Raw genomic sequence first — 15,030 nt, 5'->3', positions numbered from 1 at the left:
CCGGTTGTGCCGGGACGCGGGCTCTACCTGGGGGAGCTCATGGATGGTGACCACACCACCGGGCATCCGCTGGTGGCGCGCTACCCGGGACATCTGCTGACGGTTGCACCGACCGGGCAAGGCAAGAGTGCAACCCAGATTGTCGAGAACCTGCGCCGCTATAGCGGCTCGGTGGTTGTGCTCGACCCGAAAGGCGAGCTCTACGACCTCACGGCACGGCACAGGCGCCGCTTCGGGAAGGTGTACCGGCTCGCGCCCTTCGCACAACCCGGCGAGCCTCCAAGTGACCATTACAATCCCCTGGACGAACTCGGCGGCGTCCGCGAACGCGGCGCCCGCGCGCGTCTCCTGGCGGAAATGCTGGTCGTCCGCCAGAGCGACAAAGGCGCCGCTGACGCTGGCTTCTGGGAAAACGAGGCCGTCAATCTCCTCACCCTCCTCATCATGGGCGTGGTCGAGATGAGCGAGGAGGCGCGCAAGTTCGACATCGAAGCCTCGGCGAACCTCTCTGAAGTGCAGCGGCTGTGCTGCCTGCCTCTCCTCGGCGACCGCCCCGAACGCGACCCCAACGTCCCGGAATACTTCGAGGACACACTCAAGCTCATGAGCTCCGACACCTTCGGCCCCCTCGTCCGCCGTCAGGCGGGCTCATTCTACGGCCGCGAGCGGAAGCTCCTCCGCCAAGAGCGACTTCCAGTTCTCGGACCTCGCGGCAAACCCCGGCACCACGGTCTACCTCACCATCCCGCTCAAGGAGACGCACACCAGCTTCCGGTATCTCAGGGCCATGATCGGCTGCGCCTTCTCGGCGCTGCAGGAGCAACGCGACGCTCATGAAGCCTCGGTGCTCTTTATTTTGGATGAGTTCGCGGCGCTGCGGGACATGCCCTTCATGCGCGACGCCGTCGCGCAAATGCGCTCCTCGGGCGCCTGGTTCTGGTTCTTTGTTCAGGACGTGGCTCAGCTCGAAGGCGTTTATCAGCGCTGGGCGGACGTGTTCCTCTCCCAGACCGACCACCAGGTCTTCTTCGGGGCGACGCTTGACGCCAAAACCAAGAAGCACGTCTCCAGCGCCCTTGGGGTCACCACCTTTCCCTACCGCGACCCCAACCTGTCGTGGACACACTCCATCGGCGTCAACGACAGCGATACCGCGACCCCAATCCAGCTCGGGGGGTTCGGCGAGGGCCGCAACACCAGCCAGTCCATCAACATTACCGAACCGGTGGTGCTGGCACCCCGGCCACTGCTGACACCATTCGAGGTCGGCACGTATCTCGGCGCGCGCGAGCCGGGAGAAACCCACCCCAGCACCACGATCATCCTGTCCAAGCAGGCGGGCGGATACCCACTCAAGGCCCGCCGCCGTCACTGGCGTTCCCTCACGACCTCTCTCCCCTCGTCCTCGCAGATTGGAGCCCGCTCATGAGCAATCCAGATCCATCGCGTCGTCCTGAACCGGAAGTGTCCCGCACTGACGCGCTGCTAAGGCTGGTCGCGCAACATGCGGACCAGTTGCGGCAGGGGTTTCACAACTTGGTGGTGAATTACTACGATGCCCTGCAATGGCGGCGGCTGGAGCATGACGTTGCCGACCTCCTAGAGCGGCGGTTTGATGAGGTGCTGGATTCGCGGAGCCAGGCCTCTTCTTTTGCGGAGTTCGACGAGGTCCTTGAACAGGACGTCCAGAATACGCTGAGCCGCCGCGATCCAAGCGGCAGCCGAGCCGAGAAGTACCGCCAGGCGGTGGATATGGTGTACGAGAACACCGCACACTGGAATTCTGTTTTGAGTGATGAGGAAGCAGCCTACTGGCGGCACGCCTCCCTCGTGTGGATGGCGCTCTGGCATGCCGCAGCGGCTCAGACGATTTCACCCGCTGAATTGGCGGAATACCTGGGCCTTGCGTCGCCAGCCCCGGCAATCCAAGCTCCTCAATTCACCGAACCGCCTGCGCATGCCCCCGCACCTGCGCCTGAGCCCATGCACGCACCCGCACCGGAACCGGTGAAGGTATTGTCGTCGTCGAGGTTCGGGCTCGGTGAACGGTCTGTTCTTGATGGAACAGCGGGCCTTCAGGCGCGCCTTCTTCACACCTCCACGTTCAATACCGCGATCACAATCGGCATCGCGGCGGCCATCAGCACCTTTATTTTCGGCGCCGTGTTCTCACTCGGTGCCCTGACGGTGGCGATCCCCGTCGTGCTGCTCTTCGGGTGGGTCGGCGCGGGCACGCAAATGCAGGCGGCTTCCGAGCGCGTGGCGCGCAACATGAAGCTTGAGTACGTGGAGCCGGAAAACTGGCTGCAGCAGCGGATGCAGGAGATGAGCGACGCCATCGGGTTCAGTCCGGCACCCCGCGTCGGCATCTTCCCATCAGAGGACGTCAACGGCTTTGCCGTTGGCAGCAAGGACCACAACGGGGCCGTGATTGGTGTGTCGCAAGGCGCGGTCGACAAGCTCTCCTCTCAGCAGATGGACGCACTTCTCGCCCACGAGCTTGGCCACATCGTCACCGGAGACATGGCGCGGATGATGTACGCACAATGCTTCCAGCGCTCGCTCGCCGCCTGGATGCTCATCACACCGGCGAGGGCGCTTGTACGTTGGGCGTTCTCATTCCTTGGCGAGGCGATGGTGCTCAAGCTCTCCCGCGCCCGTGAGCTGCGCGCCGATGGATTCGGGGCGGCTGTTGCCGGAAAGGCCAGCATGATCGCATTGCTGGAGGTTCTGGAAGGCACCCAGCCTCGTGCCGCGTCAGCCACGCAAGTGGCCCCGGAACTCTTCTTCCGGGACGTGGCGCAACGGTACTTCAGAACGCACCCGACCATCCGCGATCGTATCCAATCCGTTCGGAGCGAGGAGCGGATTCGGGACCTGCGCGGACTGACCTACAGCGAGTAGACACCTCGCCTTCGGGCCGCCAATGGCGGTATGCTCAAGGTGATTCGAACCGCTGAATGGGATGCCGCTGACACCGCCGCCACCGGAGTTGACGTTTCTGACCTCGGTCGAGGCGGCCGAACTCCTTCGCGTGTCCCGGCGCACGCTGGAACGCATGCGGATCGAAGGCACCGGCCCGCGCTACCTCAAGGTCGGCCCCGGCAAACGCAGCCGCGTCATCTACCGCCAGTCGGACATCGTCGCCTGGCTCGACCGGCAGAGTTATGCCTCCACATCGGAGTATACAAGATAGGCGCTTACCACGCGGGGGCTCTGCCCCCGCACCCCCGGGATATTTGGTGACAGTGATGGGGCCTGAGACCGCCTAGGCGGGATTCTGGTTGATTTTCCACCTTGATTGGGAAGGTTGGTGTGCGTCGCAACAAAAAGGCTCTAAAAAGACCTCCCGTTTCGCCGCATAACCGATCCTCAACGGCTCTGCCATCGTGCGCCAAATCATCCCTTCCGACAAGGAAAGGCCGTTGCTGAAAGCCGCTGACTGAGGTGTCGGTTCGGACTTAAAACCCCCTTTAAATTTTGGAAAGCCCTTTTTCTGTAAATTCTGGATATTTTCTGTAAAGAAATGTTCTGGAATGTCCTGTCGTACGGTTCTGGAATGTTCTGTTCTATATATACACCTAGCAAGTCTGCGTTGATACGCTAGCAAGTCTGCGCTGTATTCCTAGTAAGTCTGCGCTCAACCCCTAGCAAGTCTGCGCTGAAATTACCCTTCCCCCTAGCAAGTCTGCGTTGGCGCTCTAGCAAGTCTGCGCGGGGGGTGAGCTAAGCGATTGAAATTCCTGCATTGCAGGAAAAGTCATTCCCTAGCAAGTCTGCGTAGGCTTGACATCTATGAGATCGGCTTCCTGACTGCCTTCAGCCTGGATGTTGAAATTGTCGCCATGCCTCACCGGACCGCGCGCAGTGAAAGCCGTGGCATCACTTTCAAACCGCTGGATGCCGCCCGCTGATGGGAGTTATTTCTTTGCGAGCCGAGGCTCGGGAAGCGCCAGCACTTCCGGCCCCGCCCCGGCAATCACCAGTCCGTCCTCGGTAATTCTGGTCGGCAGTTTCGGGAACACCTCCTGAATGGCCTTCAGGTCCGCAGAAAAGTCACGCCGGAAATTGTCCATGCGGTCGTAATCGCTGCCGAACTGCTCGGCGAGTGCCGTCCACGAAATGGTCTTGGTGGTTTCAAGGTTGTTGAGCCGCCATCCCAGCCAGAAATACAGATCCAGCTTGCGCGCCGAGCCCGCGAAGGCCCGCACCGCCTTTGCGTTCAGCGGCAGGGCGTGTTTTTTGAGGCTGTCATAGAAATCAAGGCTGAACGTGAGGGTGGTCGGCCAGAGCATCCGCTCCTCGGGATTGAGTGGCATCCAGATGTCCACTTCGCTGAAAGGCTGAATATAGCGCTGCTTGGCCCTCTCCCCGTTCCAGACGGCGATCGTCATCCGCGCCGCCGCCAGGGCATTCAGCTGCTCCTTGAACGCATGGAGCGTTCCCTTTTTCCCGCCCGTCGCGGGAAAGCCCATCTCGCGCATGAAGGCCGTCAGGTTGTCGGCGATGGAGATGGTGGCAGATTTCTGGCGCACGGCCTCGGAACAGAGATGCATCATCAGCAGCCGTGCCTTCGGCCCGAACGGGATAGGCTGCTGGACCTTGGCACCGTTTTCAGGGGACGTGAGGTTTCCTGCCTCCACAATGAGTTTCATCGGGCCCTGACGGCGTTCGAACTCACGGGTTTCAATGGGTTGCCGCCGATAGGGCAGGCCGCAGACCGCAAGGACGCTGTGAATGTGCCGGAGATCCGGCAGCTCGGGCGCCTTCTCGGCAATCTCGTGTCGCGTGGTGGCCCGCCGCCGCTTGTCGCGCGGCATGGCCGCGAGCTCATCCCGCTTCGCCTGTTTCTGCTCCAGCTGACGGACGACGACTTCCAGCACAGGACTCGTGCGCTGGCGCTCCAGCTCAGCCAGAAGGTCCGCGTCGCGGATGTTGACCTGGCTTAAGCTGCTGCTGCTCATGCAATGGCGCTTCGGTCGTACTTGCGGAAAAGGTCGTTTAACGCCTCCTCCAGCAGCGCCTGGGTGGTGGTTTCATGGCTCGCTGCAAGCACACGAAGCTGTTTGGCGGCGGTCGCGTCCACGTAAGCCGATACCACCCGCTTGCCGTGACGGCTGGGCGCCAAAGGCGTCTTGCGGGCCTCAACGGCCCTCACCTCAGCCTCCTTCGGAATCGTGACCGTCGGCGGCAGCGTCGGCCCCGCCATGCCTTGCATGGCGGCTTTCAGCTTGTTGACACGTGGTTCTGTGCTCATGTGCGCATGCCCTCCTGTTGGGATGTGGGATTGTGGGAAAGGCTGGCGTGCGCGCGTGTGCTTAATCTCGCGGGTGCGCATTTGGATATGCGCGCAGGATGGATGTGCTTGGGTGTGGATTTTGCAGCATGTGGGGCTGTGCACATGCGGGCAAGAGCGCATGCAAAATTGGTGGCATGCCGTGCTACGGACAGGCCGTCATGTCGGGGTGTCCTCGTGTGTGCCTGTTTGCAGGCTGAAACGTAGAACTGTGGGCATGTCCACATGACTACATGCCTCCTTGTGCGCGTGCAAACGTTGCCAGCGCCTTGATTTCCTGCGCGGCTGCACCTTTCGGCTCGTATTCCAGAACGCCTTTGCCTTCGGTGAGGGATTTTACGAAGGCCACCCGGCTGCCGATGCGGACGGGAGCGAGGGGCAGGCCGTAGGCGCCAAGCGCGTCGGCCGCGTCATCGGCCAGTCCGCTGGAGCTGCGGCAGTTGTTGAGCACGAAGGCCGCCTTGACCTTCGCAAGGCTCGCGATGTTCACCGAATCCGCCACCGCGTCGAGGTCCAGGTTGGACGGCTGGCAGGGAATGAGGACGAGGTCGCTCAAGCGGGCGGCCATCAGCGACGCATTCTCGGATTTCGGAGCGGTATCGATAATGAGGATGTCGGCGCCGCCGTCCTCGGCCCGCTTCACCAGGTCCGGAAGGTTGGGACCGTGGCCGGGAAGGATGACCGGCTCCTCGTTTGAACGCAGGCGCGCCCAGCGCGCTGCGCTCTGCTGCGGGTCCAAATCAATGATGACCACGACCTTGCGGGATAACGTGGCCGCGATGGCGAGGTTGATGGCGAGAGTTGTCTTCCCGGAACCGCCTTTTTGCGAGACGAGCGCGATTGTCTTCATGCGCGCATGTTTACATAAGCGCATGTGAAAGACGAGGCGGGGAGGGCAGAAATTGCCTAATCTGACGCCAGCTCTATTCCATGAGAAAATCGCCTCACGTAACTATATGAATTATTGTTCAATACTAGATTATTTAACGTGACATACTTGAAATAAGAGCGATTTTTGCCAATCACTTTTACTGCATCAAACATTTATTTTTAGGGGATACCTTGACTTTCAACGACTTCATCGTCCTTGCGACGATTTTGGCCTGCATAGGTGTGGGCCTCTTCCTTCTTTTCGACGATCAAATCGTCGGAAAGATTCTCGGCACGATCACTACCGCTGTGGGCCTCTGGCTCGCGGCGGCGATCTATGCGCCGCAAACACACTACTGGCTGCTCCCTTGAGGGGAGCAGCCCCAAAGCCCGCCATCCGGCGGGCTTTGTCGTTAATTGCCAGCCTACGAATCCCTTGTCGTCATGTCCGCATGCGTTCACGATGACATGCACACATGTCCGATCAGGTATTCGCATCCCCCTCGCTCGCGCTGCCGTCCTCAAGCCCCGCAAGCACGGCGCGCGCGCGCCGCTCAATCGCCTCGCGGAACGCAGGCAGGAGCCCATGACCACCGGCGGGCATGGCGGCGACTGCATCCTCCGCTGAAGCCGCCTCCCGCAGGACAAGCCTGGACAGAGAAGCCACACGTCCCACCACGCGGGCGGGATTGAGGCCGCAATCCTCGGCAAGGCGTTCCCAATGACGGCGCTTCAGGTGCTCGCCCCGGTTCTTGCCAGCGATTCTCTGGGCAAGGTTACGGGTAATCCCGTCCCACGCATCAGCACACATCACATCATACAGCGGCGCTAGTCTGATCCCCCGGCTGCCCAGAAGGAGCGAGTAGTTCTTGGCGTGAGCATCGGTATTGCAGGCCAGCACATTGAACACCGCCTGATCCAGCAACCGGATGATGTCGGGTGCCTGCATCGTCGCGCGGGTGAGGGCGAACATGTCGGCAAGTGTCGGCCCCCGGATGCCGGTCTGGTTGGCCTCGTACTTGGCGGAAGGGGGCTTGCCGAGCGCCTGGCAGAAATCCTCCTGATGGAGGCGCCGCCAACGCCTGTCCTGCTCGATGCGGTCATACCGGTTCACGAGGAGGTAGCTTCGCGCCCCGGCCGCCCCCGTTGTCACCACCGGCACGTTCAGGCGGCACCGACGCGCCAGCACCATGCACAACGCCTCGTTCTGGACGCTGCCGTAAAGCTGCGTGGAATCCGGTTTGAGGATGTGGGTGGACGGCGCTCCGTCGACCGGAATGCAAAGCTGCCCTTCGCCATCCACGGCGACGCCGATCTTGCTCTGTACCCCCGCCAGTGACATGGACACGCCGTCTTCGCCCGCAAGGAACGGCTTGCGGGGCAGCTCATTGATGATCCGCTCAAGGTTTTCGGGCGATCCGATCGGGCGCCAGTCGCCCGAACTGGTCGAGCCCGGCTGGCCGATGGAAAGCGCCCCCGCTGTGTCCCGGCCGATTTCCCGCAGGATGCCGATGATATCCTCGGGGGAGGCGCCGAGCGCATGTCCGATGGCCCGCAGCTGGGCGCCTTCGGGCAGGAGGTTCGATGCCCACGGCAGGAAAATCTGGGACGGCACCGGTTGCGCTGACAGCGGCATCAGCACCGATACCGGAAACGCGCCCCTAGTCTTGAGCCATGCCGGATCATAAGCGAAGGAGGGGCCGTCGGCCCCGACCTCGATGGTGCCCACGCGGCGGGTTTCGTAATAGACGACTAATTCAGGCACCCGGCTCGTCTTTCAGTTCGGGGAGGTCCGGCAGCAGGGCATCAGGAGAGGATTCCACGGGCTCGAAGGCCTTCAGGCCGACGGCAGCCGCCACGGCGAGGGCCTTGCCCAGCTGGCAGTTGGGCTTTCCGGCCTCCAGCTCGACGATGAACCGGCGCCCGACATTGGCGGCGAGCGCGAGGTCATCCTGCCGGAGCTTCAGGGCTTCGCGGCGTTGCCGCACCAGCGCGCCGAAACGCTCCGCGAGCCGCTGCTCTTGCGAATCCCCGGTTCTGGTCCGTTTGGTCGTCATATGTGTGTTCCCGAGCAGGAACATTAACACCGGATTCCGCCCCTCGGCAAGCGAATGTTACCGAGCGGGAACATTTAAGCGGAAAACTGCCGTTTCAGGACCCCATGTTCCCGAGCGGGAACATGGGGCGCTCATGTCGGCGCATACACGCCCACATGTGTGCATATTTACACAAGCGCATGTGGGCGGCCCATCGCGGCCCCGATGGCCGATCCGACCGTTGAATTGAGCTGCTGTGCGGCCGCATCCGTCAGATGAGTATAGCGCGCCGTGGTCTGCGGCTGGCTGTGTCCGAGGAGCTTGCCGATGAGGGGGAGGGACGCCCCGTTGGCGGCGGCGATGCTGGCAAAGGAATGCCGGAGATCGTGCAGCCGCACCCCCTCCAGCCCGGCCAGCGTCCGGATCCGGCGCCACGGCTTCTGAAGGTTCACCAGATGAATGCCGTCGCGGCGTCCCGGCAGCACATAAAGGTTGCTGTTGAGGCGCGGCAGCGCCGTCAGCACCGCTACCGCCTCGTCATTGAGCCGGACAGGCTTGCGGCCGGTCTTGGAGTCGGGCAGGAACAGCATGCATCGCTGCAAATCCACGTAAGACCAGTGCAGCGTCAGGATTTCATTCAGTCTCGCGCCGGTCAGCGCCAGCAGGCGCACGGCGGCAATGACGAACGGGCTTTCCTCCTCGTTGCGCTCCAGGCCATCCAGCACCTCGCCAAGGCGCGCGTATTCCTCAAGGGTCAGATAGCGCTCGCGCTGTCCGGCACGGTATTTCTTGACCTTGCGGCAGGGGTTGGTGTTTTCGGGCCGCAATCCCGTTTCCTCGGCCCAAGTCATGAGTTTGGACAGGCACGCCAGCGCAAAATTGGCGCCGGAGGGCGTTGCTGCCCGCTTGGCATGGAAGCGCGCAATGTCGGGGCGGGTGATGTCGATAATGTTCTTCTTCCCGAAGGCTGGCACGAGATGGAGCCGAAACAGGCGGTCGTATTCCTCGCGGGTGCGGGGCTTGAGGCGGGGGCCGTGCTGCTCCATGAACAGCACAGAAGCTTCCTTCAGCGTGATCTGGGCCTTTGCCTCCCGCTTCGGCGCCGTGGGGTCGCCGCCACCGGCGATTTCACCCAGAAGCTTCAGCGCCTGCTTGCGCGCGGTCTCGGCTGTCCAGGGGATGCCGTGCGTGCCGATCGTCAGCCAGCGCAGCCGCCCTGCAATCCGTGTCTGGACGAAATAGACCGGAGCCCCGGCACGCCGCCGGGCGCCAAAGCCGCTCAGTTCGGTATCCCGGATGAGCTGCCCCGGCTGGAGGCGGTCAATGGCGGTTTTGGTGACTTTCGCGTGGACGATATCGCCCATTGTCCGCTCCATGATCTGGGGGTCCCGACCGCCACTCTGGGGGTCTCGGGCAAACAATTGGCAAACACTTTGGGGGGTATCGGTGGCATAATCATGACGGATACTGTCGAATTAATGCACTGATTCTGCGTAGAATTGTGGTAATCGTGGCGGCTGCTGGAGGATGGAAAACGCAAGCTACGAATCTGAGGGTCGGGAGTTCGAATCTTCCCCGGTGCGCCCGACAGGATGAAACTGAGAACTCCTATGTCATTGCGGCAGCTATCTAAATTCTTGCCTGCTTCGTCTGGAGCCGTCCGTCGCCTTCGCCCGGATGGGCGACGGTGGAAAACGGCGAAGCAAGCAGGGCCTGCTTTGGTGGTGAACCCCGAGCTTTCTGCGCAAGGGATCTTCACCCGCATGGGCCGTGACGATGCAAGCCTTGGCGAAGCGGGTGCACGCGGCGGCAGCCTAGAGCCCGGTCCGGCAGGATGCGCGCGGAAGGAAAGGCGTCCACAGATCTGGCCAATGGGATCGTAACGGCAGATAACGCCCCCCGTTTCGCGTTCTCGTAACCCAGATCCGTTCAATTTCGGGTTATCCCCCACTGGATCTCTGCCGGCGGGGACCGCCACCTCGCTATGCTACGGCCGCGCTGAAACGGTTGTGATAGCGGCGTACAAAAACATTCTCGAGACGTCGTCTGAAGTGCGCCTTAAGCGCGTCAGCATCTTGGAGCGTCGGCCCACGTCCGACGGTGCGCCAATTTTGCCGGTCAAAGACATTTTTATCGATGGAATATTCTGCGCTGCGGTCACGCTTGCCGATTACATCGTGGACATAGATATGCTCGATCTCTACGGCTGGTCCCCCGGCGCTTGCAAAAATTCCGCCAATTTGTAGCATTCCAAGGATTTCGACGTAGCCAATCAACTCCCCTGTGGATGGGACAGACCGGACTACGATCTTGTTGGAGAGTGATATCTCGGGGCCGACTAAGCCCGGCAAGCCGTCCGGCAGGTAACGGAACATGCCTCCGTGGGTTTGTACATCTGCAATGACCTGCTGCAGCTTCGGCATATCCATGAAGGCTCTGCCGGTTGTGGTCACCAGGAAAATCCACAGGGCAGTAACGACGCCTCCGAAAACCGCTGGAGGGCTGAAATCTAGCCCCATCTTTAACAGATCGTCGTCTTGGAGGCCCACGACTTGCGCGTATTGTTCTGCTGCCTTCGCATCGAATTCAGGAAACTGCTTCTTAACACGCTGGAGTAGTTGACGGACAGTCTTCATATCCCCAGCGGCAATCGCGATCTTACTCTCATCTCCGGAGGTGGCGACGTTGTAGTCAACATCGATCCTCGTCAGCGTGCCATCTGGCTCGACACGAACCCTTTTGCCATTTCTCGTGTCGACGATCTTTGAGGGGTTGTTTCCTCGATCGCGAGGGATATCCATGAGGGTCGGCCAATCGCCGAACGCCTTGATCAAAGCGTTGTCAGCGAGCCGGTCGAGCACGCCATTGCAAGTCTGGCAGATAATTCTTTTAGGTTTGAGGCACCCCCCGAGCGCATTTGGAATAACGTGCCCTTCCGAATCATTGGCCTCTGTAATGGGATCGTTGCATCCCCGACAGTTCGCCGAACCATAAAGCGTTTTCGCTGACATTCGTTCTCCTGGTAAGTTCAGTTATTGCGGCTGCTCAAAGCTGTGCGATCCGAGCTGCAATTACGACGTCGGTATTGCCGGCGCGGGCAGCGAGGCCGTATCGACGCCCGCCTCCTCGAGGCGCTTGCGCGCCGCCTCTACCACGGTGGCATCGAAGTGGTCCGCATGACGCAGGACGATCGCCTCACCCGTGAGCTCGGGCATGCAACGCTCGATCAGCGTCGCAAAGCCGTCCGTGCTTTTGGTGCCGAGGGCCCAGTCTTTCAGGGTCTCGACCTCGCCGACGCGGACCACTTTCTGCCTCGTGCGCGCAAGGCGCGTCGTCTTGCCCCGCTCTTCGCTCAGGACATGTTCGAAGGCATGCACGGTGCGCCAGAAATCATGCTCGACGGAGCCCGGCTGTTCCTTCGGCAGGACCTCGATGAGACGCCGGAACGCCGCCTCTTCTACGTCCTTCGCTCTTCCCCGCTTTGCGTTCGCGATCCACTGCCGCAGCTTATCGGGATCGTCGCAGGCGGCGATCATCGCCACGATCTTCGCGGAGTCACGCATCAGTTTTTCCTTCGCGGCAACGGCGTGCCGGCCAGCAGTTCTGCAGCTACCGTTTCGAAGTACGACGGGAAATCGGCCAGAACAGTCGCCACGTCTTCTCGCCGGCGTCGACATACACGTCGCACTGAGGACCGGTCTGTAACGCCGCCGAATGCATCGCCCAATGCCTTCGCCACGACGCGGTCAGAAAATCCTGCCTCGTAAAACGCTAAAGCTGCAGCATCGGACAATCCGCATTTTATCTGGCGCTGCAGGGTAACAGCCTCAGAAGAAAGGTCCTGGTCAAGTGGCTCAAGCAGGTCGGCAGCCGAAGCTACAACCATCGCTAGCTCATAGCCGAAACCACCTTCGCAGAGCGCTACAATGTGCTCCACCGTAACATTATCTCCGCTGACACGTGCATCGACTGCAGTCATCGGATCTCTGATTGCGGCAAATGTTGCACCGGAACGCCATGCTTCGGAGCCGCCATACAGGTGATCGTTACCTGATCCGCCATCGATTACGTCGGTTCCACCATATCCATGGATCGTATCATTACCGGCATAGCCTAAAATGGTATCGTCGATATTTTGGGATGTGTAGGCTCCATAAATATCGTCGATGCCGTCTGTGCCGCGCGTTAACAAGGATGAAAATGCCGAGAGGCTGAGCGTTGTACTGTCTGAAAACGTCACGGTCTCAATGCTATTCAGCAGCGTTCCGTCGTATGAGTTAAAGAAACTGGCGATTTCGATATTGCCGAGACTTCCGACGGTGATCAGCAAATCAACACCGCTTGCGGTCACCGCCCTTTCCAATGTTAGATCGCCGCTGTCAATGCCAGAAGGCAGGACAACGGTGTCCGTGCCGCCGCCACTGTATTCACTATAAACATCATTGCCACCGCTGTAGATGTATGTATCGTCGCCTCCACCGCCATAGGCAAAATTTCCGCCGGAACCTGCGTCGATAGTATCGTTGCCTCCGCCGACATAGATGACGTCATTACCGGCGTCGCCGATGAGTGTATCGTTGCCATTGTAGCTGGTGATCGTGTCATTGCCGTCTCCGCCGTATACAATCGTGTCTCCGTAAACAGCGCCATAAATCGTATCATTGCCTGCATCGCCGTAAATGGTCGCAGACGTATCGTATCCGGCAGAGATTGCGTCATCGCCGTTCCCGCCGTGCATGACGTCGTTTCCGCCGCCGCCGTTGATATGGTCGCTTCCCGTGCCGCCGGTGATAATATCGTCGCCGGACGTGCCGTTAAGGGTCGTCCCACCATCCCCGCCAACGAGGACCTGCCCGACCCAGCTCGGGACCGAGTGGAATGCGATGAAATCCCATGAAGGGGCGGAGTCAGTGGCAACTATGGCATTGTTGAGCATGGTGGTTTCACCAGAGCTAAGATTGGTGAACCCTTTGGTAAAATTGACATACTCCGCTACTTGCTCCCAGTAAGATTGCCTCTCGGCCGTGCTAGTCGTTGGGGCCGCCAGCTCCAAGTCGTCGATGGCGCCCTGCGAGAGCGTCTTCGTTCCGTCGAACGCGCCCGTCGATGGATTGTAGCTGATGGTTCCGCCGTAGATGATATCGGCTCCTGCTTGAGCAAGCAGCTGGGCCTTTAATGTGTAGAATAGATGCTGCCAGGAGACGTCGAGGTCGGCTGCAGCACCTGGATAAGGGTCTGATGATTGAGGCCCGCGTTGAATGAACGATTGACTGAAAAACTTCTCCATGAACTCAAGTTCACGGGCATCAATATAGCTGCCGCGGCTGCTCGAACTCACACCATCAACGCCCGCCCAGCGATAAAGAATGTCTCTGATGTCGCTGTTGAGCGTGGCTGCGTCTGCGAAACTCGTCGTAGGGTCAAAGCCGCTGACAAAATCGCTGACCAGCCCTTTAAGTGTTGAATCCTGGCTTTCGGCGATAGCAAGGTCCGGTAATGTGCCGAACCCGCGCAGCGTCGGCAGGAACAACGTATCCACGTCGAGTGTGTAATCGCCGTTGTAATAGCTATTCGTCTTGTCATGCACGAACCATGCGTCTGCGACCGTCGCGGTCGCGCCGCTGGTGAAGGTGAAGAAGCTGGTGTGGGTGGCGTCCTCGACCGCCGTTCGCATCCACCCAGATTTTCAGGGTGCTCCATGCGGAATCGAATTGATCGATCCGGTGATCGACGCGGTCACGCAGAGCGGCGAGCTGTGCACGCTTGGCTGGTGGCTTCCTGCGTTCAGGACAATTGCTGACATGTAGACCTCAGCCTGCCGGTCGTCGTTTTGCTTTTCGGAGAATGTCTTGACGTCCGTTCTTTTGATGCGATCAGCATGCGCCTTTGCGACGCAGGCGTCGAAGTTTGTGAACGTCTCCATATCCAGGATAGCGCCTTGCGCGGCATCCTTTTTGCCACATCCGGTTAGACATAGCGCCATCAAAATCAATAGCGCCGCTCTAGTACTCATCACCAATGCCTCTTTCTTTGTTCAAATCCATTTTCAGGAAAAATGCGGCGGGCGTTCCTGATTGCGTAGGCGTTTGTCAAAGCAATCGCCTGCACGAACACTGTCTGCAATAGGAAGGGTTCTTTTTGAAATCTCCACAGTGCTTCAGCCAGGCAAAGCCTGCCTCGAAGTTTTCGAAAGCAGGTTGAAGTCTTTGCAGGCGCACTGAATGGGCGAGTGCGGGCAGTGAAAAGACAACGAGGGCGCCAAACAATTTTATAAACGTCATTCTATTCTACATTTGCATAAGCGATGTACCGTGACGGATATAATATACATTAGTGCCATTACTGCGGTAGTGACACAATAGTGTCATCACGCTTGCTCTAAATTTGCGCCAATCTGTACTTATGAAATACAGTGACGCCGAGCGTATACTTGTCTTTGTTATGCAAAGGATTCGGGAAGAGCGGGAACGCCAGGGATTGTCGCTGCAAAGGCTTGGCGCGCTTTCAGGCGTGAGCCGGACAGCCATCGGCCATGATTGAGAAAGGCGAACGTTCGCCAAGTCTAATCGTCTGCCTGCGTGTCGCGGAAACGCTGGGCCTTCGTCTTGGCGACCTGCTGAACGAGGCGCTCGACGCCAAAGCTCGAAAAAGCACTCGCACTTAAAGACCTCCGCAATCTACATCCGCCGGCCGGCCGGCAGGTCGGGCTGGAGAGTCCTCGGCCGAGAATGGTCGATGAGCGACATGCCCTGCGCTGCCACCCCGAGACGCTCGCGAACGATTTGTATTTTGTTGATTCCCTTTGGAGTGGGCCGGGTTTCATTGATA

The 15,030-nt window shown here is 60.0% G+C and carries 15 protein-coding genes and 1 pseudogene; 6 read left to right on the top strand and 10 right to left on the bottom strand.

The window, feature by feature from the left end:
• Positions 1-6: 6 nt before the first annotated feature.
• The 5 genes and pseudogenes from T281_RS17545 (at position 7) to T281_RS18700 (ending at position 3,914) form a co-directional block, all read left to right on the top strand.
• Positions 7-837 carry a type IV secretory system conjugative DNA transfer family protein gene (locus tag T281_RS17545; RefSeq protein ID WP_081796646.1) on the top strand — a complete coding sequence of 277 codons (831 nt, stop codon included), beginning with the start codon at positions 7-9 and terminating at the stop codon, positions 835-837.
• Positions 740-1,429 (top strand): annotated as a pseudogene (locus tag T281_RS17540) (TraM recognition domain-containing protein); the annotation flags it as partial. The gene T281_RS17545 and the pseudogene T281_RS17540, both read left to right, overlap by 98 nt.
• A complete protein-coding gene (locus T281_RS06590) occupies positions 1,426-2,904 on the top strand; it encodes a zinc metalloprotease HtpX (RefSeq protein ID WP_081796645.1) in 1,479 nt (492 codons plus the stop codon). The pseudogene T281_RS17540 and the gene T281_RS06590, both read left to right, overlap by 4 nt.
• A 61-nt stretch (positions 2,905-2,965) precedes the next feature.
• A complete protein-coding gene (locus tag T281_RS06585) occupies positions 2,966-3,196 on the top strand; it encodes a helix-turn-helix transcriptional regulator (protein WP_037236069.1) in 231 nt (76 codons plus the stop codon).
• A 538-nt stretch (positions 3,197-3,734) separates the two neighbouring features.
• Positions 3,735-3,914 carry a hypothetical protein gene (locus T281_RS18700; RefSeq protein WP_155955137.1) on the top strand — a complete coding sequence of 60 codons (180 nt, stop codon included), beginning with the start codon at positions 3,735-3,737 and terminating at the stop codon, positions 3,912-3,914.
• Between the two features lie 6 nt (positions 3,915-3,920).
• Here T281_RS18700 and T281_RS06580 read toward each other — a convergent pair whose 3' ends face one another.
• The 3 genes from T281_RS06580 to parA all read right to left on the bottom strand — a co-directional run bounded on the left by T281_RS06580 (position 3,921) and on the right by parA (position 6,146).
• Entirely contained in the window at positions 3,921-4,964 is a 1,044-nt protein-coding gene (locus T281_RS06580) for a replication protein RepA (RefSeq protein ID WP_037236066.1), read from the bottom strand.
• Positions 4,961-5,257 (bottom strand): ribbon-helix-helix domain-containing protein, encoded by a 297-nt coding sequence (locus tag T281_RS06575; RefSeq protein ID WP_037236062.1) that lies wholly within the window; start codon positions 5,255-5,257, stop codon positions 4,961-4,963. Before T281_RS06575 ends, T281_RS06580 begins: the two co-directional genes overlap by 4 nt.
• A gap of 268 nt (positions 5,258-5,525) precedes the next feature.
• The gene (gene parA / locus T281_RS06570) at positions 5,526-6,146 is read right to left on the bottom strand and encodes a ParA family partition ATPase (RefSeq protein WP_037236058.1); all 621 of its coding nucleotides are present in this window, start codon (positions 6,144-6,146) and stop codon (positions 5,526-5,528) included.
• Between the two features lie 212 nt (positions 6,147-6,358).
• Between parA and T281_RS06565 the strand changes: the two genes are divergently transcribed.
• Positions 6,359-6,538: a hypothetical protein gene (locus T281_RS06565; RefSeq protein WP_037236055.1), complete on the top strand. Its 180-nt coding sequence runs from the start codon at positions 6,359-6,361 to the stop codon at positions 6,536-6,538.
• A 112-nt stretch (positions 6,539-6,650) separates the two neighbouring features.
• On the opposite strand, the gene T281_RS06560 is transcribed toward T281_RS06565, so the two are convergent.
• From T281_RS06560 to T281_RS17530, 7 genes are all read right to left on the bottom strand, one after another.
• Positions 6,651-7,931, bottom strand: coding sequence for a type II toxin-antitoxin system HipA family toxin (locus tag T281_RS06560; protein ID WP_037236052.1), 1,281 nt, complete (start codon positions 7,929-7,931; stop codon positions 6,651-6,653).
• On the bottom strand, positions 7,924-8,223 hold the full coding sequence (locus T281_RS06555; RefSeq protein ID WP_052037193.1) for a helix-turn-helix domain-containing protein: 300 nt from the start codon (positions 8,221-8,223) through the stop codon (positions 7,924-7,926). Before T281_RS06555 ends, T281_RS06560 begins: the two co-directional genes overlap by 8 nt.
• Before the next feature lie 167 nt (positions 8,224-8,390).
• The gene (locus tag T281_RS06550) at positions 8,391-9,566 is read right to left on the bottom strand and encodes a site-specific integrase (protein ID WP_037236049.1); all 1,176 of its coding nucleotides are present in this window, start codon (positions 9,564-9,566) and stop codon (positions 8,391-8,393) included.
• A 618-nt stretch (positions 9,567-10,184) separates the two neighbouring features.
• The gene (locus T281_RS06545) at positions 10,185-11,213 is read right to left on the bottom strand and encodes an HNH endonuclease (RefSeq protein WP_081796643.1); all 1,029 of its coding nucleotides are present in this window, start codon (positions 11,211-11,213) and stop codon (positions 10,185-10,187) included.
• 60 nt (positions 11,214-11,273) lie between these two features.
• The gene (locus T281_RS06540) at positions 11,274-11,738 is read right to left on the bottom strand and encodes a hypothetical protein (protein WP_245269174.1); all 465 of its coding nucleotides are present in this window, start codon (positions 11,736-11,738) and stop codon (positions 11,274-11,276) included.
• 26 nt (positions 11,739-11,764) lie between these two features.
• Positions 11,765-13,876: a calcium-binding protein gene (locus tag T281_RS17535; RefSeq protein WP_052037188.1), complete on the bottom strand. Its 2,112-nt coding sequence runs from the start codon at positions 13,874-13,876 to the stop codon at positions 11,765-11,767.
• 12 nt (positions 13,877-13,888) lie between these two features.
• A complete protein-coding gene (locus tag T281_RS17530) occupies positions 13,889-14,215 on the bottom strand; it encodes a hypothetical protein (RefSeq protein ID WP_155955135.1) in 327 nt (108 codons plus the stop codon).
• Between the last annotated feature and the right edge of the window lie 815 nt (positions 14,216-15,030).

Source organism: Rhodomicrobium udaipurense JA643 (assembly GCF_000636015.1).
GTDB lineage: Bacteria > Pseudomonadota > Alphaproteobacteria > Rhizobiales > Rhodomicrobiaceae > Rhodomicrobium > Rhodomicrobium udaipurense.
The sequence above is the reverse complement of the archived record's forward strand: the minus strand, read 5'-3'. Positions and strand labels throughout refer to the sequence as shown.